Genomic DNA, 19,943 nt, shown 5'->3' on the forward strand with positions numbered 1-19,943 from the left:
ATTTAAAAAAACGTGATTATTTACAATAAGTAGGGAGGGCACCATGAAAATTACGACTAAAATAGCTTTGGCAACGGCGGTTTTGTTTCTCTGTGGTATCGTTTCAGCCTTTGCAGCAGACAAATCTAAGATCGGCATCATTAATTTCCAGAAGATTCTTGTCACCTCAAGCTCTGGAAAGATTGCAAAAGAAGAGATCAATAAAAAGGGTAAGGAGATGGAAACCGCCCTTAAAGCTAAAGGCGAGGAGCTTGAGGAGCTTAAAAAAACAATTGAACGTGAAGCCCTTGTCATGAGCAAGGAAAAACGGGATGAAAAAGAGCGTGAGTTCCGAATCAAGGTCAACGATTTTAAGACATTGCAGACCCAGTACAGGGAAGACTTTAAAGCTTTTGAGGCCGGGTTCATCAAAAAGATCAACAAGGATGTACTGGTCATTGCCCAGACCTTGGGAAAAGAGGGGGGATACACCCTTATTCTTGAGCAGAACGCTGCAGGTGTGGTCTATTTTGCCGACGCCCTTGATATGACCGATAAGGTTATTGATGCGTTCAACAAGAGCAGTGCAAAGCAGGCCAAGTAGACCGGATCCATGAAATCTTTTTTTAAATTTATTCTAAAAGACCTTGCAGCAATGCTTGACGGTGAGGTGGTAGGCAACGCACAACTTGAGGTTTCGGGCTGCGCTTCCTTTGGGGAGGCAGCCCATCTCGACATTACCTTTGCCGATGACCCCAGGTTTTTGAATCGGCTGGATCAGACCCGTGCCGGTGCAGTCATCGTTCCCTGGGATTTCACTGGTTTTGATCGTGAAACCCTGACTTGTTCCCTTGTTCGGTCAAAAAATCCAAGGCTTCATTTTTTCAGGATCGTTGAACGGTTTAATCCTGCGAAAAAGACCGTGCCCGGCATCGCACCCACGGCCACCATTGGTAAAAATTTTGCCGGTGGAAAGGGGATCACCATTGCCCCAGGGGTCACCATTGGCGACAATGTCACCCTTGGAGATCATGTCCAACTCATGGCCGGGGTCTTTGTGGGCGACAATGTCACCATGGGTAGCTATACCATTGTCAAACCCAATGTCACTATTATGGACAAGACCATGATCGGTCAGGGTGTGATCATCCATCCGGGAACGGTCATCGGCAGTGATGGTTTCGGGTTTACCCCAAGCCGGGGTATCCATGAAAAGCTCATCCATGCGGGGTTTGTCCAGATCGATGACCAGGTGGAAATTGGTGCCTGCAACACCATTGATCGTGGAACCCTGGGACGGACCTGGTTACAAAGTGGTGTTAAGACCGACAATCTGGTTCATATTGCCCACAATGTGGTCATCGGTGAAAATACGCTTATCGTGGCCCAGGTGGGTATTGCAGGATCGACCACACTTGGAAAGAATGTCATTGTTGCCGGCAAAGCCGGAATTTCCGGACATCTTACCATTGGCGACAATGCCATTGTTGGTCCGGGTGCAGGTGTTGTATCGGATGTTCCTCCGGGTGAGATCGTCTCAGGCGTTCCCCAGATGCCCCATAAACTCTGGCTCAAGGTCGGTCGAATAATCCCAAGACTTCCCGATATCAGAAAGCGGCTTCTGGCCCTTGAAAAGCGGGTGAACAGTAAGGAGAGTACCCCATGAGTGTTTCAACGCTTATTCATCCCACGGCAATCATTGATCCCGGAGCAGAAATCGATGCCAACGTCTCCATTGGTCCCTATGCCATCATCAAGGGTGATGTTTGTATCGGTTCTGGTACCCAGATCGGCCCCTACACCACCATTGATCAGTATGTTACCATTGGAAGTGACTGTCGGATCTTCCAGTATGCCTCCATTGGTGCGGCACCCCAGGATCTGAAATACCACGGTGAACGAACCTACCTCAAGGTCGGTCGTGGTACAGTAATCCGCGAGTTTGTGACCATCAACCGGGGCACGGAGTTTGGTGGAGGGGTTACCGAAGTGGGGGAAGAAAACTATCTTATGGCTTACACCCACATTGCCCATGACTGCAAAACCGGTAACAGGGTTATCCTTGCCAACAATTCGACCCTTGCCGGACACATTGAGCTTGGAGACAACGTCACCGTGGGTGGACTTGTTGCCGTGCATCAGTTTGTCAGAGTCGGAGACTTTGCCTATATCGGCGGAAAATCGGCCGTTGTAAAGGATATTCCTCCCTATGTGATTGCCGCAGGCGACAGGGCAACTCTCCACGGGTTGAACAATGTGGGATTGAAGCGGCATCATTTTTCCAAGGCCACTCTTCAGGAGCTCAAAAAGGCATACAGGATTGTTTTTCGAATCGGGCTCACCGTGAAACAGGCAACAGAGCGTGTCAAAGCCGAGGTCGAACAGATTCCCGAGGTGATCAATTTCATGACCTTTATCCAGGAATCCAACCGGGGTGTGACCCGATAATGCCATGAAGATCGGACTCATTGCTGGCGGCGGTCAGTTTCCCCTGTTGTTTGCAAAAAAGGCGAAAATCAAGGGATATGAAATCCATGCGGTTGCCTATGTTAACGAGGCCTCCACGGACCTTTCTGATCATGTGGACACCATTCAGTGGATGCACCTGGGTCAGGTTGGACGCATGCTGACGTTTTTTAAACGTCAGGAAATTGCCCAGGCCGTGATGCTCGGGAGCGTTAAAAAAACCCGGATTTTTACGGATATCAAACCGGATCTCAAGGCCCTGGCCTTTATTGCACGTATGGGCCATACCCACGATGACTCCATTCTGCGGGCCTTTGCAGACTTGCTTGAGAGTCAGGGTGTCACAATCAAACCCTCGACATTCCTTCTGCCCGAGCTTGTTTCCCCCAGGGGGTGCTGGACAAAGCGCAGGCCGGGACGGTCGGAAAAAAAAGACATTCGAACCGGCTGGCGTATTGCCAGGGAGATCGGCAGGCTGGATGTGGGTCAGGCCATTGTCATCGGAAACGGTACCGTGCTTGCCGTTGAAGCGGCAGACGGAACTGACGCCACCATTCGTAGGGGGGGGCTCCTTGGAGGGGGGGGGAGCGTTCTTGTGAAACTTTGTAAACCCGGTCAGGACCGGCGGTTTGATTTGCCGTCCACCGGGGTTGAAACCATACAGGCCATGGTTGATTCCGGTGTGTCCGTTCTGGTGCTTGAGGCGGAAAGGAGCATTTCCTTTGACAGGGAACAGATGACGGCCCTTGCCGATGAACATGGGATTGCCATAGTTGCCATGGCCGAGGATGAGTTCCAATGACCCAAGATGTGGGTCCAGAACCCCGACCTTTTCATGTCATGATTCTTGCCGGAGAGCCCTCCGGGGATCTCCATGGGGCAAACCTTGTCCGATCCATGAAACGCCTTGACCCCTCCCTTTCCATCAACGGCATTGGCGGAGATCTGATGGCGGCCCAGGGCATGGAACTTTTTTTTCACATCAGAAGCCTCTCCGTCATGGGGGTGACCGAGGTGATCCGTCAGTTCAAGGTCATTAACCGTGCTTTTAATCGTTTCAGGCAACGGGTGAGGACCACAAAACCAGACCTTGTCATTCTTATTGATTATCCCGGATTTAACCTCCGGGCCGCGGCATTTGCCAAAAAGAACGGAGTGCCGGTCCTCTATTATATCACCCCAAAGGTGTGGGCCTGGAAAAAGTCGCGCCTTAGGACCATGAGACGGGTGGTTGACCATGCTGCATTGATTTTTCCCTTTGAACTGCCCCTGTTTAAACAGGCTGGCATTGCCTCAACCTTTGTGGGTCATCCCCTTCTGGATTGTTACCCTGAAACCACGGCAAGACAGATCCCCTTAGATGACGCCCCCTTTGTTGTTGGACTTCTTCCCGGTTCAAGGGAGAATGAAATTTCAGCCCTGTTGGCGCCCATGGTTCAAGCGGCCCTGTTGATCCGGAAACAAGATAAAAAGGTCAGGTTTCTTGTTTCCCTGGCAGCAACCGTTGATCCGGGTCGGATTCTTGAGACCATTGATACCTGCAATAAAAAATTTCCCGGCCAACAGCCGTTGTTTGGTGCAGTCAAAGGCCCCTGTCAGACCCTATTCGACCAGTGTGATCTGCTCATTGCAGCCTCTGGAACAGTCACTCTGGAGGCAGCCATCTGTGGCGTTCCCATGATTATTGTTTACCACCTTTCCCGGGTGAGTTATTTCATTGCCAGAATTTTTGTCCGGATAAAACATGTGGGCCTTGCAAACATCATTGCAAACGAGCAGATTGTGCCTGAACTTCTCCAGGACGATGCAACTGCTGAAAATATTGCCCGAACGGCCCTGACTCTTTTAAACAGGCAAACCCTTGGGCATATGCGAACACGGCTGTTGATGGTCCGAAAACGCCTCGGGGGGCAAGGCGCTGCCTACCGCACGGCAAGGCTTGCCCTGGAGCTTTTGAGATCCCGCAACCTTTCGGGCAATAAAAGTTGAAGGCTTTGTGCTTGAAAGTTATTGTTTTTTTTCGCTATTTTCTGATATAACCATTGCACTGGACCCGGGCGCCAGGAACAGATCTGTACTTTATGCCTGATTTAAAAAATAGGAAGCGTTAAACCCATGGCCACCCAGTTAATTTTTCTTGTTGTCTGTCTTATTTTGTCCGCTTTTTTCTCGTCTTCGGAAACAGCGCTCTTTTCCATTTCCAAGGTAAGGGCGCTTCACCTTGCCAAGGAAGGCGGGAAACTTGATCAGCTCATCCTTCGCATGAAAAGAGATTCTCACAGTCTGTTGACCACCATCCTCATTGGCAACAACCTTGTCAACATCGGTGGATCATCCCTTGCTACGGCCATTGTGATGGAAAAATTCAGTTCCAATGCCGTGGGCATTGCAACGGGTGTCATGACCTTTCTAATTCTCGTATTTGGAGAAATTTTTCCCAAATCCTTTGCCACCCATAACAACGTGGTTGTGGCAAGGATCGTCATCTATCCGATTTTCTGGCTGTCAAAGCTTTTCTTCCCCATCATTATTATTTTGAACTTTATTCCAAAGGTCCTCGGCCCCTATACTAATAAACCTGCGGTAACCGAAGATGAACTCATGACCATGGTGGAGGTGGTTGAAGAGGGGGGCGAGATTAAAGAGGGAGAGCGGCAGCTTATTTCAAATATCTTTGAATTTGACGATACCTGTGCTTCAGAGATTATGACACCCCGTGCCGATATGTATACGATTGATATTGAAGATCCTGTTGATATACAGGCGATCATTCGATCGGGTTTTTCAAGGATTCCTGTGATCGAGGAGAGCATTGACAATGTTGTGGGCATCCTCAACGTCAAGGACCTTTTTGCAAGTTACCACAAATATTGTACGTCAAATCACACCTCCTCCTTTGATGTCAAGGAGATCATGAGGGGTCCTTATTTTGTTCCTGAATCTAAGAAGATCGATTCCCTGCTCCACGAGTTCAAGCAGAAGAAAAACCACATCGGTATCGTTATTGATGAGCATGGGGGTGTTGAAGGTCTTGTCACCATGGAGGATGTACTTGAAGAGCTTGTGGGTGAGATCAGTGATGAAACCGATCACCTTGATCCCCATGTGGTGAAACTCAAGGACAAACGGTGGGTGGTGCTTGGGAAGACAGACATTGATGAGGTCAATAAAAAACTCGGACTCACCATTGAAGATTCAAACAATTACGACACCTTTTCAGGTTATATATTAGAGCGCATTGGAAGGATTCCAGAAGTTGGGGAAAGTATTCAAATTGATTCCTACACGGTAACGGTCAAGGAAAAGGACGGCAACAGGATCAAAACCTTTGTGTTTAAAAAATAAACAAAAAGGGGTTGACTTTGTTTAAAGGTGCCTGTAACGTGCTCCGCACAACTGAAGTAATTGCAGGCGAATGGGTTTTTAAAGGAAAATAAATTTACAGTGAACTTTATTTTTACAGGCATGATGTATTTCTATTTTAGGAGCTTTTTTAAGAAAGGCCTGCCTGTGGTGCACTGAACGAGACGATAATCATCAGAATCAAAAGTGATAAGCCGCAGCAGACCAAAGGTCTCTGCGGCTTTTTTGTTTTTAAGGAGGAACCATGTCAGGCACAGGCGAACCGGATCCAGTTTCCAGGGGGCTGAAAAAAGAGCTGGCGCAATTTCGGGCCGAAATTGATACCATTGATGATACAATGGTCGGACTCATTAATCAACGCCTTGAGATTGGAAAAAAAATCGGAGGAATCAAGCAGGTCATAGGGTCAGAGGTTGTAGATCAGCAGCGGGAGAACAAGATTTTTGAACGCCTTTCCCGCATCAACCAGGGGCCCTGTGACGACGATCTGCTCCGTCATCTCTTCAGTGTCATCATGACGGCAACCCGTCAGATACAACGGACCCGGCGGATTTCATACCTGGGTCCCGAGGCAAGCTACACCCACATTGCCTCTTTGAATCATTTCCGCCATTCAGGCCAGTTTGTCCATGAGACAACCATCCGGGATGTGTTTAAGCAGGTAGAAAAAAAAGAGAGCAACTATGGAGTGGTGCCTGTTGAAAATTCCATTGAAGGTGCGGTCAATCATACCCTTGACCTGTTCTATGAGTTTGACCTGAACATTGAAGCCGAGCATTATGAACCCATTTCCCATGATCTTCTCTCCCTGTCCGGTGACCTTAACAGCATCAAAACGGTTTACTCCCACATCCAGGCCCTTGCCCAATGCCGGAACTGGCTCCAGAAACGATTACCAGGGGTAACAATCGTGGAGGCCCCCTCCACATCCCAGGCCGCAAGGATTGCTGCAAAGGAGAAGGGGGCGGCTGCCATTGCAAGTTCCAGGGCTGCCCACATCTATAACCTTCAGGTGGTTGAGTCCAGTATCGAGGATCTTTCCGGTAATGTTACCCGATTCCTTGTGATCGGCCGGGATCGAGTGAAAAAAACAGGCAGGGACAAAACATCTGTGATTTTTGCAACCGCCCATGTGCCCGGGTCCTTGTTTAAGGTGCTTGAACAGGTCAACCTTGCCGGACTCAACATGGCAAAGCTTGAATCCAGACCCACCCGCCACCAGAACTGGAGCTATTATTTCTTCATGGACATTGAGGGACATATGGACGATGAAATTGTTCGTACCACCATTGAAAAGATGAAGGCAAACTGTCTTTACCTGAAGCTTCTTGGTTCATATCCTGTATTTAAGGCACAATAAAAACATAAGGTGTGAGCAAAAATGTTGAATTCAGATACGCGTTTATATGCCCTTTTCGGAGATCCGGTTGCCCACTCACTTGGGCCTGTCATGCACAATGCTGCCTTTCAAAAGGCCAATATCAATGGGGTTTACCTTGCCTTTAGGGTGCCACGGATTGATGATGCCATTGCGTCCATGAAAGCCCTTGGTATTGCGGGTGCTTCTGTCACCATTCCCCACAAGGAAACGGTGATTCCCCTGCTTGACAGGATAGACCCCCTTGCCCGTGGTATGGGGGCGGTAAACACCATCATCAACCGGGACGGCATGCTGTTTGGCTATAACACCGACTGTATGGGAGCCGTTGACCCCCTTGAGGGAGTGTGTGACCTTAAGGGGCGGCGGGTTGTGGTTTTGGGTGCCGGCGGGGCTGCCAGAGCCGTTGCCTTTGGGATCAGACAACAAGGAGCGATTCCCTTTATTGTGAACCGTTCAATAAAAAGGGGCCGAACCCTGGCAGATGAACTTGGGGCTGCATTTATTCCAAAGGCGGATATTGCCACCGTAGATCCTGATATAATTGTCAATGCAACCGCCATTGGAATGGCCCCTGACAATGATGCCATTCCCCTTGACCCTGAAATTTTGAAACCTGGCATGGTTGTCATGGATATCGTGTACACACCGGTGAGAACCGCATTGATAAAGGCTGCCGCTGAACGAGGGTGCACCGTTATCGACGGGATGGCCATGTTTGTCAACCAGGGTGCCCTTCAATTTGAACTTTTTACCGGTAAAAAAGCACCCATTCAAACAATGAAGTCTGTGTTGCTCAAGGCTTTGGAGAAAAGATGAAACAGATAAAAACGAGAAAACTGAACCCATGTTCGGTGGTGGTTCCCGGATCTAAGAGCATTTCCCATAGAATGGTGATCTGTGCGGCCCTGGCGTCGGGGGAATCAACGGTGGATAACTTGTTGAACAGTGAGGATATCCGGTTGACCATGGACGCCCTTGCCTGCATGGGCGCATCCTTTGAGAACAAGGGTGAAAATATTTATTCCATCCAAGGATTTGGCGGAATGCCAGGTCCTTTTGCAGACCCCATTTATCTCGGAAATTCAGGCACATCCATGCGCCTTATAGCAGGGATTGCGGCCCTGGGCGATTCTCCCTACCACCTTTGTGGGGATGATCGGATGTCCCAAAGACCAATGGAGGCGTTGTTGTCTTCGCTGAAAATGATCGGCATTGATGCGGCAGCTCTCCATGGTAAGGGCTGCCCCCCTGTTGTGATTAAGGGGGGTAACCGTCGGGGAGGTGCTGTGACCCTGGACTGTTCAACCAGCAGCCAATACCTTTCATCCTTGATGATGATCGGTCCGTTCTTCAAGGATGGGCTCGATATCACCCTCACATCTTTACCTGTGTCTTCGCCCTATATTGATTTAACATTGGAGGTCATGTCAAAGTTCCAGGTAAAGGGCCAGCGGCTCGCCCCGACCCGGTTCAAGGTCAATGGCGGTCAGGTCTATGTCCCTGGGCATTTTTCCGTTGAGCCGGATTTGTCCAATGCAAGTTATTTTTGGGCGGCAGGGGCTGTATCAGGGGCTCCTGTGACGGTAATGGGTGCCACACAAACTTCTTCCCAGGGGGATCTTGCCTTTGTCCATATCCTGGAACGAATGGGGTGTAAGGTAGACACAACGGACAGGGGTATCACGGTCCAGGGCAATGGTCTGAGGGGGATTGAGGTGGACATGGGCGACTGTCCGGATGTGGCTCCCACCCTTGCCGTTGTGGCGGCCTTTGCAGAGGGAACCACCCGGATTGTTAACGTTGCCCATTTAAGGGCCAAGGAGTGTGACCGCATTGACGCGGTTGTGTCTCAGCTCGGGAGAATGGGCGTCCATGCCGACCAGGGAGCTGACTGGCTTTCGATTACCGGCACAGCTGCTGGGCATGGGACAGGTGGTATGGGCTCAGGGCAGGATGATTTCAATCATGGACTTTCAATCCACGGCGCGTCCATCGATACATTCAACGACCACAGAATCGCCATGGCCTTCAGCGTTGCAGGACTCATGGTCGACAATGTCATCATTGAAAATGAATCCTGTGTGGGTAAATCCTTTCCAACCTTTTGGGAGGTATTTGAAACCCTGCAATGAATGTAATTCTGATCGGATATCGATGTACTGGAAAGAGCACCACGGGTAAGGAGCTTGCCCGCATCATGGAGATCCCGTTCGTTGACACGGACCATATTATTGAACAAACCATGCGGTCAACGGTTGCGGCCATTGTTGCCGACCATGGCTGGGCCCGGTTCAGGAAAATTGAATCCCAGGTGCTCAAGGGTGTCCTGGCCGCCGAATCCATGGTGATTGCAACGGGCGGGGGTATTATCCTTGACAACAATAACGTTCTGGCCATGGGCTCGGCCGGGACCGTGGTCTGGCTCAGGGCATCCAGTGACACCATATTAAGGCGGATGTCCCAGGATGTGGCCACACCTGAATTACGGCCATCCCTGACGGACAAATCCCTTGAAGTTGAAATAATAGAAACCCTGGAGTTCCGGACTCCACTTTACAGGAGTGCAGCTGATATGGTGATTGATACTGACCTGGCGGATTCTGCTGAAATAGCCGCAACGATAAAAAGGAAACTTGATAATGGCAGGTAGCAGTTTTGGAACGTGTTTCAGGGTGACCACCTGGGGAGAATCCCACGGCAGGGCTATCGGCGTGGTTGTAGATGGTTGTCCTCCCGGGATTTGTCTGGACGAGGCCAGGATCCAGGCGGACCTTGATCGTAGAAGACCGGGCCAGACGTCTGCAAGCACCTCAAGAAAAGAGCCGGACATACCGGTTATTCTTTCGGGGGTATTTGAAGGCATGACCACCGGCACCCCCATCATGATCGAGATTAAAAACAGGGATGCAGATTCAAGGGCCTACTCAGACATTGCCAGGGTGTTCAGGCCAGGTCACGGGGATATTACCTACCATGCCAAATATGGCATACGTGATTTCCGGGGGGGCGGCAGGGCCTCGGCCCGGGAAACCGCATCAAGGGTGGCGGCAGGTGCCGTGGCCCAGGCCATTCTGGACGGTTACGGCATCAGGATCGATACCTGCACCCTTGCACTTGGGGGGGTAAGGGCTGAAAAGATCGACTGGAACGAAACCCGAAACAACCGGTTTGAATGTCCGGATCCATCAATGGTTGCGGCCATGGAGACCAGGGTAAAAGAGGTAAAAGGGCAGGGCGATTCCATTGGCGGGGTTGTGGAGATCAGGGTGACCAACGTCCCCCCGGGCCTTGGCGAGCCGGTGTTTGAAAAGCTTGATGCCATGCTTGCAGGGGCACTCATGGGCATTGGGGCGGTCAAGGCCGTTGAAATAGGGGCTGGCTGCGGGGCAGCACAGATGACAGGCTCACAGAATAACGACCAGATATTGAGTAAGACCCAGCCCCCTGGTGGTGATTTCTCGAAAGAGCATTTAAACATTGTCAACGCCGTTGTGGGACAACAATTTCAAACCAACAACAGCGGTGGCATTCTTGCCGGAATTTCCAATGGCGATGAAATTATTGCCAGGGTCCATGTAAAACCCATACCCTCGATTACAATGGAGCAGCAAACCGTTGATGAAACGGGCAGACAGACCCTTGTCTCCACCCGGGGGCGCCATGATGTGTCGGCCATTCCACGGATTAATCCCGTGTGCAAGGCCATGGTTGCCATTGTGCTGGCAGATCTTCTTCTTCGTCAGAAAACCCTTCGGTGAACTCTGTTGACAAGAAACTATGGACAGGTTGTGACCGTTTGACACATCCTTTCTGATTCCTGTGTCATTTTTATCTGATTTATTTCAGATAGATATGGATTGTGTTATTTTTTGATTAAAAAAGAGTTGACATGGTAATTAAATCCATGTAGATTTATCGAGTCTTTGGGGAGAAGCGTTTCCACAAAGACATTTTGTATCTGGATGATAGTTGATCTTTGAAAACTGGTTAGTGACAAAAGAGACGAAGCGTGTCTTTTGAGTGCTGTGAAAGCACACAAAAGATATTCAAAGAATTTAACTGGAGAGTTTGATTCTGGCTCAGAATGAACGCTGGCGGCGTGCTTAACACATGCAAGTCGAACGAGAAAGGGATTGCTTGCAATCCTGAGTAGAGTGGCGCACGGGTGAGTAACACGTGGATAATCTACCTTTGAATCCGGGATAACTGTTCGAAAGAATCGCTAATACCGGATGAAGTCAGTCTTTCCTTGGAAGGATTGATGAAAGACAGCCTCTTCTTGAAAGCTGTTGTTTGAAGATGAGTCCGCGCACCATTAGTTAGTTGGTGGGGTAACGGCCTACCAAGACATTGATGGTTAGCTGGTCTGAGAGGATGATCAGCCACACTGGAACTGACACACGGTCCAGACTCCTACGGGAGGCAGCAGTGAGGAATTTTGCGCAATGGGGGCAACCCTGACGCAGCAACGCCGCGTGAGTGAAGAAGGCCTTTGGGTCGTAAAACTCTGTCAATGGGGAAGAAGTTATTGCATATTAATAGTATGTCGTATTGACGGTACCCATGAAGGAAGCACCGGCTAACTCCGTGCCAGCAGCCGCGGTAATACGGGGGGTGCAAGCGTTATTCGGAATTATTGGGCGTAAAGGGCACGCAGGCGGTCTTGCCAGTCAGATGTGAAAGCCCGGGGCTCAACCCTGGAAGTGCATTTGAAACTACAAGACTTGAGTACGGTAGAGGAAAGGGGAATTCCTGGTGTAGAGGTGAAATTCGTAGATATCAGGAGGAACACCGGTGGCGAAGGCGCCTTTCTGGACCGAAACTGACGCTGAGGTGCGAAGGCGTGGGTAGCGAACAGGATTAGATACCCTGGTAGTCCACGCAGTAAACGTTGTATACTAGGTGTAGCGGGTATTGACCCCTGCTGTGCCGGAGCTAACGCATTAAGTATACCGCCTGGGAAGTACGGTCGCAAGACTAAAACTCAAAGAAATTGACGGGGGCCCGCACAAGCGGTGGAGCATGTGGTTTAATTCGACGCAACGCGCAGAACCTTACCCAGACTTGACATCCTGAGAATCTGTTAGAGATATTAGAGTGCCTTCGGGAACTCAGAGACAGGTGCTGCATGGCTGTCGTCAGCTCGTGTCGTGAGATGTTCGGTTAAGTCCGGCAACGAGCGCAACCCCTATCTTCAGTTGCCAGCACATCATGGTGGGAACTCTGAAGAGACTGCCCCGGTTAACGGGGAGGAAGGTGGGGATGACGTCAAGTCCTCATGGCCCTTATGTCTGGGGCTACACACGTGCTACAATGGTATGTACAACGGGCAGCGAACCTGCGAAGGTGAGCGAATCCCTGAAAGCATATCCCAGTCCGGATTGGAGTCTGCAACTCGACTCCATGAAGTTGGAATCGCTAGTAATCGTGGATCAGCATGCCACGGTGAATACGTTCCCGGGCCTTGTACACACCGCCCGTCACACCATGAGAGTTGATTGTACCCGACGTCATTGGGCCAACCCTTCGGGGGGGCAGGTGCCTAAGGTATGGTTGATAATTAGGGTGAAGTCGTAACAAGGTAGCCGTTGGGGAACCAGCGGCTGGATCACCTCCTTTCTAAGGAAAGAAATACAATACAGAAGACATGCAAGTCTTGGTCACTAACCGGTTTTGAGGGATCAATTTAATTGATTCTTTGTTCTTTGACAATCTGTTGAAAGTTAAAATGAAACAACATGACCCAGAGGAATGGTCGCGTTCGGATAATATCTGGACAAGGGATTCCAATGGTGTTGTATCGTATAACAAACAGGAATAGAAGCTTTTGTAAATTTTTTTACAGGGGTGAAATTTTCTGTGATGTTGTATCTGTATATTTGCATTAAAGCGTTTAAACTTAATTTGTGGTTTTATAGTGGCTAAGCTATAAAGGGCAAACGGTGGATGCCTTGGTGCCGGGAGGCGATGAAAGACGTGGAAAGCTGCGATAAGCTTCGGGGAGTTGCTTAACAAACTTTGATCCGGAGATTTCTGAATGGGGAAACCTGTCATGGTAAATACTGTGACATGTTCAGGTGAATACATAGCCTGATCAGGCCAACGGGGAGAACTGAAACATCTTAGTACCCCCAGGAAGAGAAAGTAAAAACGATTTTCCTAGTAGCGGCGAGCGAACGGGAAACAGCCCAAACCTGCCATGTGTGATAGCCCGAAGGCGTTGCATGTCAGGGGTCGTGGGATCTGAATTGTACCTGTTTCGGAAGGTGCGGAGAGTTACAAAGGTGATGTGTAGTCGAACGGACTGGAAAGTCCGGCCATAGCAGGTGACAGCCCTGTAGACGAAATGTATCGCTCTCTCTTTTCAGACACCCAAGTACTGCGGAACACGAGAAATTCTGTGGGAATTTGTGAGGACCATCTCATAAGGCTAAATACTACCCGGCAACCGATAGTGAACCAGTACCGTGAGGGAAAGGTGAAAAGTACCCCTGTGAGGGGAGTGAAATAGTACCTGAAACCGTTTGCCTACAAGCAGTGGGGGCTATGGCATTAGCCATAGTGACCGCGTGCCTTTTGCATAATGAGTCAGCGAGTTACTTAATGTAGCAAGGTTAAGCCGTGAGGTGTAGCCGCAGGGAAACCGAGTCTTAACAGGGCGGCAAGTTGCATTGAGTAGACCCGAAACCAGGTGATCTAGCCATGGCCAGGTTGAAGCGCGAGTAAAATCGCGTGGAGGACCGAACCCATATAGGTTAAAAACTATTGGGATGAGCTGTGGTTAGGGGTGAAAGGCCAAACAAACCTGGAAATAGCTGGTTCTCTCCGAAATATATTTAGGTATAGCCTCACATGTTTCTCATCGGGGGTAGAGCACTGGATGGGCTAGGGGTCTCACCAGATTACCAAACCTAACCAAACTCCGAATACCGATGATGTAAAGTGTGGGAGTCAGCCCGCGGGAGCTAAGTTCCGCGGACGAGAGGGAAACAACCCAGACCGCCAGCTAAGGTCCCCAAGTCTATGTTAAGTGGGGAAGGATGTGGAAATGCCCAGACAATCAGGAGGTTGGCTTAGAAGCAGCCATCCTTTAAAGAAAGCGTAATAGCTCACTGATCGAGTGGTTCTGCGCCGAAAATGTAACGGGGCTCAAACATAGCACCGAAGCTGCGGATAGAAATTTATTTCTATGGTAGGAGAGCGTTGTGTAAGTATTGAAGCGTGACTGTAAGGTCATGTGGAGTTTACACAAGAGACCATGCTGACATGAGTAGCGATAAAGGGGGTGAGAAACCCCCTCGCCGATAGCCCAAGGATTCCTGAGTAAAGCTAATCTTCTCAGGGTTAGTCGATCCCTAAGCCGAGGCCGAAAGGCGTAGGCGATGGAAAACAGGTTAATATTCCTGTACCACCGAGTTATCGTTTGAGAGAAGGGGGGACGCAGGAGGGCAAGTCATCCGTCTGCTGGAATAGGCGGTTCAAGCTGGTAGGCTTAAGGAGCAGGCAAATCCGTTCCTTTTTAAGGCCGAGAAGCGATGAGGAGGGATCTGATCCCATAAACTGACTGCACCCATGCTGCCAAGAAAAGCCTCTATCGAGATAACAGGTGATCGTACCAAAACCGACACAGGTAGGCAGGGAGAGTATCCCGAGGCGCTTGAGAGAACCCTGGTTAAGGAACTCGGCAAAATGATACCGTAACTTCGGGATAAGGTATGCCCCCCCGTGTTAGAAGACTTGCTCTTCAAAGCGTGGGAGGGTCGCAGAGAAACGGCGGTAGCGACTGTTTACTAAAAACATAGGACTCTGCAAAGTCGTAAGACGAGGTATAGGGTCTGACGCCTGCCCGGTGCCGGAAGGTTAAGGGGATTTGTTAGCGCAAGCGAAGCTTTGAACCGAAGCCCCGGTAAACGGCGGCCGTAACTATAACGGTCCTAAGGTAGCGAAATTCCTTGTCGGGTAAGTTCCGACCTGCACGAATGGCGTAACGACTTCCGCACTGTCTCAACCAGGGACTCAGCGAAATTGGAATGGCGGTGAAGATACCGTCTACCCGCGAAAAGACGGAAAGACCCCGGCACCTTTACTACAGCTTGACATTGGATTTTGGTACATGATGTGCAGGATAGGTGGGAGACTTTGAAGCGGGCACGCAAGTGTTCGTGGAGTTACCCTTGAAATACCACCCTTCATGTACTATGGTTCTAACGTGGGTCCCTTACCGGGATTACGGACAGTGTCTGGCGGGTAGTTTGACTGGGGCGGTCGCCTCCCAAAGAGTAACGGAGGCGCGCGAAGGTTCCCTCAGGCTGATTGGAAACCAGCTTAAGAGTGTAAAGGCATAAGGGAGCTTGACTGCGAGAGAGACATTTCGAGCAGGTAGGAAACTAGGTCTTAGTGATCCGGCGGTTCTGTATGGAAGGGCCGTCGCTCAACGGATAAAAGGTACGCCGGGGATAACAGGCTTATCGCCCCCAAGAGTTCACATCGACGGGGCGGTTTGGCACCTCGATGTCGGCTCATCACATCCTGGGGCTGGAGCAGGTCCCAAGGGTTTGGCTGTTCGCCAATTAAAGTGGTACGTGAGCTGGGTTTAAAACGTCGTGAGACAGTTTGGTCCCTATCTTTCGTGGGCGTAGGATATTTGAGGAGATCTGTTCCTAGTACGAGAGGACCGGAATGGACGAACCAATGGTGTTCCTGTTGTCGTGCCAACGGCATTGCAGGGTAGCTAAGTTCGGAACGGATAACCGCTGAAAGCATCTAAGCGGGAAGCCAACTTCAAGATTAGATATCCCATCACGCAAGTGACTAAAGACCCCTTGAAGACTACAAGGTTGATAGGCCGGGTGTGTAAGCACAGTAATGTGTTCAGCTAACCGGTACTAACAGGTCGTGAGGCTTAGCCACTAACTACAAACCCTTTTAGGTTTGAACGCTTTAATGCGGATATACAGAAAATACTTTCAGCAGATTAGGGTCAGATTTAAAATCTGTCCCGTATATTGCCAAGTTTAATCCGGTGGCAATGGCAGAGGTGCCACACCCGTTCCCATCTCGAACACGGAAGTTAAGACCTCTAGCGCCGATGGTACTGCAGGGGAGGCCCTGTGGGAGAGTAGGACGCCGCCGGGTTATTTTTATAAAGCCCTGACCATACATAACCGTATGGTCAGGGCTTTTTTTATTTGGAAAGAGGCCCCTGCCTTTTTGGGGTTTCTTTTGTGGATGACTTCTGTGCTTTGTCTGTGTCAGCTGTGGATGAATAGGTCAACCAATCACCCGGTCAAAGTCAAGAAGGCTCTTCTTAATCTGATGAGGCCCAAATTCACACCAACCAAAAAGATGCGATACTTGGTTACAGTTTGTCCCCCCCCCCCCCCCCAGACTTTTAATAATAGTCCACTCCCTGACAGAAACAATTATGGGAGCGGACTATGAATACAAGTCCTTGCTTTTTGAGGCCAGGTTCAACCAACGACTAATACCATCATTGGTGACCTCGGTATTACTCATTTGGATCAAGAAGATTATTCTATTACAATAGTTTTCTGGGCATTTCCAATGATACCAGTAGCGTTGACCCAAGCACTATCTCTTTGCCTTGCATTCTGGAGGCAGGTAGGATAATCTTGAATATTGATTTTTAGGTAAATACAATCTGGTTTAAAATAGTTTGGATAGTGTCCATTTCTCAGGGACTAATGACAATTAGTTATGGCGAGAATGTTAAAAAAAAGAGATATTTTGGCTTGCAATTCTCGCGACTCAACAGTGGCCGGTGTAAGCCATAGAAGTTAATGTAAAGTAAAAAATCAATTGGAGAAAAGTATGGAACTCTCATTAATAGTAGCCATAATTTCAGCAATTGTTGCAATATTCAGTGCCATTTTGTCGATTAGAGGCCAGTTAACAATTGAAAGAGAAAAAGCAAAGATAAAAGAAAGAGACGATGAACGAAAAAAAAGAGATCAGATTGAGTTGATTATCGCAAAATACCGTGAACCATTAATACAAGCTGCTTTTGACCTTCAAAGTAGAATATATAATATTATACGACAAGAATTTTTACAGATATACTATGTAAATGGTAATGAACGAGAAAAACTATATTCAATTGAGAATACATTGTACCTTTTTTCTCAGTACTTTGCCTGGACTGAAATTATAAGAGTTGAGGTTCAATATTTAGATTTGGGCGAAGAAAAAGCAACTCAAACTATGACTAATCTACTTGATCAAATACGTCATTTGTTTGCCAATGACAGTTTCGAAAAACTGTTTCTCGTATTCAAAGGCGAGCAACGAGCCATCGGCGAACAGATGATTATGAGTTATGGCGGCGATTATCAGTGTGTTGGCTTTGCATCTTTTCTCGCAATAGATAATAAACAATTTCAAGAATGGCTAAGTATTTTAAGAAATGATTTGATTACATTATCAGTGAACCCTGGCAAATATTCAGAACGTCTTGTCAAATTGCACCATGCTCTAATCTCTCTCATCAATTTTCTTGATCCTAAGGGGCTGCGTATACCGAATTCCAAACGTTTCACAATTAATCATTCGACTGACGAAAAACAAATCTTATATCCAGGGCAAAGCATCGGGCACTATCGGGTTACAGGGGGGGCTCTGGGTTGCAGTGTTCGTGATAAAAAGACAAATGTTGAGCTCATTCTTTCAACGAATTCAGTTCTGACATGTGTTAATGCTGCCAAAATTGGTGATCCGATAATATATCCGCCGACTTTTGAAGGTGGGAAAGCAGGGAAAGATGATTCTTTTTACCTTGAGAGATTTAAACCCATAGTTTTCGATTCTGAGAAATCAAACAAATTTGATGCGGCACTTGCAAGACCACGTGAAAATGTAACGGTTTCAACTACAATTCCAGGTGTTGGAGAATTGAGAGGTTATACATTTGCACGGCTCGGTTTGCAAGTTAAAATGGTAGGTCGGATTAGCAATTATGCCGAAAGCACTATTGTAGCTCATCACGTATTCCTAAAAGTGAATTATGGGAATGATCGGATTGCTTATTTTGAAGATCAAATCGTGACAACCTTGATGGCAAGACCGGGAGATGTTGGGTCAATTCTCATCTCTCATGAAACAAATACAAATAAGGCAGTCGGATTGTTGTTTGCTAATTCAGGTGAACATTCTTTCTACAATCCGATTGACAAAATAATCGAAGAGTTGGAAGTATACTTTCCAGGTCAAAAATCACCTTCTCCTGATGTTGATAGGCCTGTAATAGATAGAAAGATAAGTATTGCTTTGGAAAAACTAATAACGGAAAATCGTTCCAAAAAAAACTTTGTAGGTGTGGGCGTTGGATTTCGTGAAAGAGGCGGCAAAATGACATCGGAAGAATGTTTAGTAGTCTTTGTCAAAATAAAAATGCCTATTTCTCAATTAGCACAAGAAGATGTAATTCCAGCAAATATGAATGGAATTAACATTGATGTAAGCGGTTCAGGACCTGCCAAGGCAGTATAATATTATTCGAACATTGACGGTATTCACTGGGAAGATAGAAGATTATATTTGACAGTCACTGTTAAATTTCCTTTTATTTTGGGCCAGAAAAGCTGTTGACTTTGTCTATAAGTCCTTTGTTCTGGCATGGTGAGCACTTTAACGTGTATGTGTCGCTTTTGAGGGAACTCTTTAAACCACAACATCTGGTATACGAGGATTTCCTTGTCTTCATCAAACGTTTGAATTCTGAATACCAATTTTGCACCTGTCTGGAGTTATGACTAATTATCCTATGGATAACTGTAACAAAACATCAAAAGTATCAATGATACCAGATCAAATCTTGATAACATTTTAGGTGTTGACGACTGGCTATAGTACTGCCTTTTGAGGGTTCAAAAAATCCCCCGGACTATCCCTGTCAGCCCCCATCTTTTTTAGCACTGAAGCCGTATACCTCAGTTTCAGCGGATTCAGTAGAGTACAATGGAACTGTGGTGAAACGATTGATTGAACTCCATTTTTTTTTAGTTGCACCATTGAGATTCACATGGAATACCATCATTATCGCCATCAATTTGCACATTTGGACAATTCATAAGGTAGAATCTTGCTTCTTTACATGAAGTCATTTCACTACAATATTTTTTTCCTTCACAACGGTAACCAGTAAAGTCTTCATCGATGAAACCAACTGGCAATGACTTTACAAACATCTGTGACCAATATGGGTAAGTTGCATATACTGCAAATGCTAAGCCCCCAAATATTAACAATGATATCAATTTCGAAGTAAAGCTCCTTCCTTTTGATTTTTTTCTTGGCCTATAAATAACCTCTTCAACACCTTCAATTCTGGCATTAATTGCTTTTTTCTTACCTGTATCATCTGTTACATGGTCAAAATATATGATGTCATTAACTTTCGGTCGACGGGACATTTTTTTTAATTCGGAAATGTGGATAAACAAATCCCCTTTAATAGCGGGAGATTTTATAAATCCGAATCCACGATTTTCATTCCAGCGAACTAATTTACCTTTTTGTTTCATACAGGATTTCTTTTTTGCTTAACCAAGGGATTATATGAATTTGGATAACATTATTATTGGGATGTTATTCAGCAGTCAATTTAATTGGAGAATAACCTGACTACCGCTTGGATGGCAAGGGCGAATTTAATCTCCTGGATTTTGGTTTTTACAGGGCGTTATTTTGATCTGTTATTTGGGGCCTGATACATAAAATTTGACAGGTCAGACCCAAG

Annotated in this window: 13 protein-coding genes and 3 rRNA genes; 15 read left to right on the plus strand and 1 reads right to left on the minus strand. The window is 47.7% G+C overall.

The window, feature by feature from the left end; genetic code table 11:
- The first annotated feature begins 43 nt into the window (after positions 1 to 43).
- From HRM2_RS11110 to HRM2_RS25185, 15 genes are all read left to right on the plus strand, one after another.
- Positions 44 to 583 (plus strand): OmpH family outer membrane protein, encoded by a 540-nt coding sequence (locus tag HRM2_RS11110; RefSeq protein ID WP_015904109.1) that lies wholly within the window; start codon positions 44 to 46, stop codon positions 581 to 583.
- A 9-nt stretch (positions 584 to 592) separates the two neighbouring features.
- On the plus strand, positions 593 to 1,645 hold the full coding sequence (gene lpxD, locus HRM2_RS11115) for a UDP-3-O-(3-hydroxymyristoyl)glucosamine N-acyltransferase (protein ID WP_015904110.1): 1,053 nt from the start codon (positions 593 to 595) through the stop codon (positions 1,643 to 1,645).
- Positions 1,642 to 2,427, plus strand: coding sequence for an acyl-ACP--UDP-N-acetylglucosamine O-acyltransferase (gene lpxA / locus HRM2_RS11120; protein ID WP_015904111.1), 786 nt, complete (start codon positions 1,642 to 1,644; stop codon positions 2,425 to 2,427). The genes lpxD and lpxA overlap by 4 nt, the downstream gene beginning before the upstream one ends.
- Before the next feature lie 4 nt (positions 2,428 to 2,431).
- On the plus strand, positions 2,432 to 3,247 hold the full coding sequence (locus HRM2_RS11125) for an LpxI family protein (protein ID WP_015904112.1): 816 nt from the start codon (positions 2,432 to 2,434) through the stop codon (positions 3,245 to 3,247).
- Positions 3,244 to 4,434, plus strand: coding sequence for a lipid-A-disaccharide synthase (gene lpxB, locus HRM2_RS11130; protein WP_015904113.1), 1,191 nt, complete (start codon positions 3,244 to 3,246; stop codon positions 4,432 to 4,434). Before HRM2_RS11125 ends, lpxB begins: the two co-directional genes overlap by 4 nt.
- Before the next feature lie 126 nt (positions 4,435 to 4,560).
- On the plus strand, positions 4,561 to 5,790 hold the full coding sequence (locus tag HRM2_RS11135; protein WP_015904114.1) for a hemolysin family protein: 1,230 nt from the start codon (positions 4,561 to 4,563) through the stop codon (positions 5,788 to 5,790).
- A 262-nt stretch (positions 5,791 to 6,052) separates the two neighbouring features.
- Positions 6,053 to 7,168: a prephenate dehydratase gene (gene pheA, locus HRM2_RS11140; protein WP_015904115.1), complete on the plus strand. Its 1,116-nt coding sequence runs from the start codon at positions 6,053 to 6,055 to the stop codon at positions 7,166 to 7,168.
- 21 nt (positions 7,169 to 7,189) lie between these two features.
- Positions 7,190 to 8,005, plus strand: a complete 816-nt coding sequence (locus tag HRM2_RS11145; protein ID WP_015904116.1) for a shikimate dehydrogenase — start codon at positions 7,190 to 7,192, stop codon at positions 8,003 to 8,005.
- Complete coding sequence (gene aroA / locus HRM2_RS11150) at positions 8,002 to 9,321, plus strand: 3-phosphoshikimate 1-carboxyvinyltransferase (RefSeq protein ID WP_015904117.1); 1,320 nt, start codon at positions 8,002 to 8,004, stop codon at positions 9,319 to 9,321. Before HRM2_RS11145 ends, aroA begins: the two co-directional genes overlap by 4 nt.
- Complete coding sequence (locus HRM2_RS11155; RefSeq protein ID WP_015904118.1) at positions 9,318 to 9,839, plus strand: shikimate kinase; 522 nt, start codon at positions 9,318 to 9,320, stop codon at positions 9,837 to 9,839. The genes aroA and HRM2_RS11155 overlap by 4 nt, the downstream gene beginning before the upstream one ends.
- Positions 9,829 to 10,947 carry a chorismate synthase gene (gene aroC / locus HRM2_RS11160; RefSeq protein ID WP_015904119.1) on the plus strand — a complete coding sequence of 373 codons (1,119 nt, stop codon included), beginning with the start codon at positions 9,829 to 9,831 and terminating at the stop codon, positions 10,945 to 10,947. Before HRM2_RS11155 ends, aroC begins: the two co-directional genes overlap by 11 nt.
- Positions 10,948 to 11,245: 298 nt before the next feature.
- Positions 11,246 to 12,808 (plus strand): 16S ribosomal RNA (locus tag HRM2_RS11165).
- 300 nt (positions 12,809 to 13,108) lie between these two features.
- Positions 13,109 to 16,099: ribosomal RNA gene (locus tag HRM2_RS11170) — 23S ribosomal RNA — on the plus strand.
- A 108-nt stretch (positions 16,100 to 16,207) separates the two neighbouring features.
- Positions 16,208 to 16,324, plus strand: a 5S ribosomal RNA gene (rrf, locus tag HRM2_RS11175).
- The 16S, 23S and 5S rRNA genes sit together here, the layout of an rRNA operon.
- Positions 16,325 to 17,020: 696 nt before the next feature.
- Positions 17,021 to 18,694 carry a hypothetical protein gene (locus HRM2_RS25185; RefSeq protein WP_015904120.1) on the plus strand — a complete coding sequence of 558 codons (1,674 nt, stop codon included), beginning with the start codon at positions 17,021 to 17,023 and terminating at the stop codon, positions 18,692 to 18,694.
- Between the two features lie 509 nt (positions 18,695 to 19,203).
- Here the strand turns inward: HRM2_RS25185 and HRM2_RS11195 are convergent.
- On the minus strand, positions 19,204 to 19,728 hold the full coding sequence (locus tag HRM2_RS11195) for an excalibur calcium-binding domain-containing protein (RefSeq protein WP_015904121.1): 525 nt from the start codon (positions 19,726 to 19,728) through the stop codon (positions 19,204 to 19,206).
- Positions 19,729 to 19,943: the final 215 nt, after the last annotated feature.

The sequence above is a fragment of the Desulforapulum autotrophicum HRM2 genome (assembly GCF_000020365.1).
GTDB classification, from domain to species: Bacteria; Desulfobacterota; Desulfobacteria; order Desulfobacterales; family Desulfobacteraceae; genus Desulforapulum; species Desulforapulum autotrophicum.

Coding starts and splice junctions, on each gene's coding strand:
- HRM2_RS11145 (WP_015904116.1), top strand. CDS start 7,190: ATGTTGAATTCAGATACGCGTTTATATGCCCTTTTCGGAGATCCGGTT.
- pheA (WP_015904115.1), top strand. CDS start 6,053: ATGTCAGGCACAGGCGAACCGGATCCAGTTTCCAGGGGGCTGAAAAAA.
- HRM2_RS11135 (WP_015904114.1), top strand. CDS start 4,561: ATGGCCACCCAGTTAATTTTTCTTGTTGTCTGTCTTATTTTGTCCGCT.
- lpxB (WP_015904113.1), top strand. CDS start 3,244: ATGACCCAAGATGTGGGTCCAGAACCCCGACCTTTTCATGTCATGATT.
- lpxD (WP_015904110.1), top strand. CDS start 593: ATGAAATCTTTTTTTAAATTTATTCTAAAAGACCTTGCAGCAATGCTT.
- lpxA (WP_015904111.1), top strand. CDS start 1,642: ATGAGTGTTTCAACGCTTATTCATCCCACGGCAATCATTGATCCCGGA.
- HRM2_RS25185 (WP_015904120.1), top strand. CDS start 17,021: ATGGAACTCTCATTAATAGTAGCCATAATTTCAGCAATTGTTGCAATA.
- HRM2_RS11155 (WP_015904118.1), top strand. CDS start 9,318: ATGAATGTAATTCTGATCGGATATCGATGTACTGGAAAGAGCACCACG.
- HRM2_RS11125 (WP_015904112.1), top strand. CDS start 2,432: ATGAAGATCGGACTCATTGCTGGCGGCGGTCAGTTTCCCCTGTTGTTT.
- HRM2_RS11195 (WP_015904121.1), bottom strand. CDS start 19,728: ATGAAACAAAAAGGTAAATTAGTTCGCTGGAATGAAAATCGTGGATTC.
- HRM2_RS11110 (WP_015904109.1), top strand. CDS start 44: ATGAAAATTACGACTAAAATAGCTTTGGCAACGGCGGTTTTGTTTCTC.
- aroA (WP_015904117.1), top strand. CDS start 8,002: ATGAAACAGATAAAAACGAGAAAACTGAACCCATGTTCGGTGGTGGTT.
- aroC (WP_015904119.1), top strand. CDS start 9,829: ATGGCAGGTAGCAGTTTTGGAACGTGTTTCAGGGTGACCACCTGGGGA.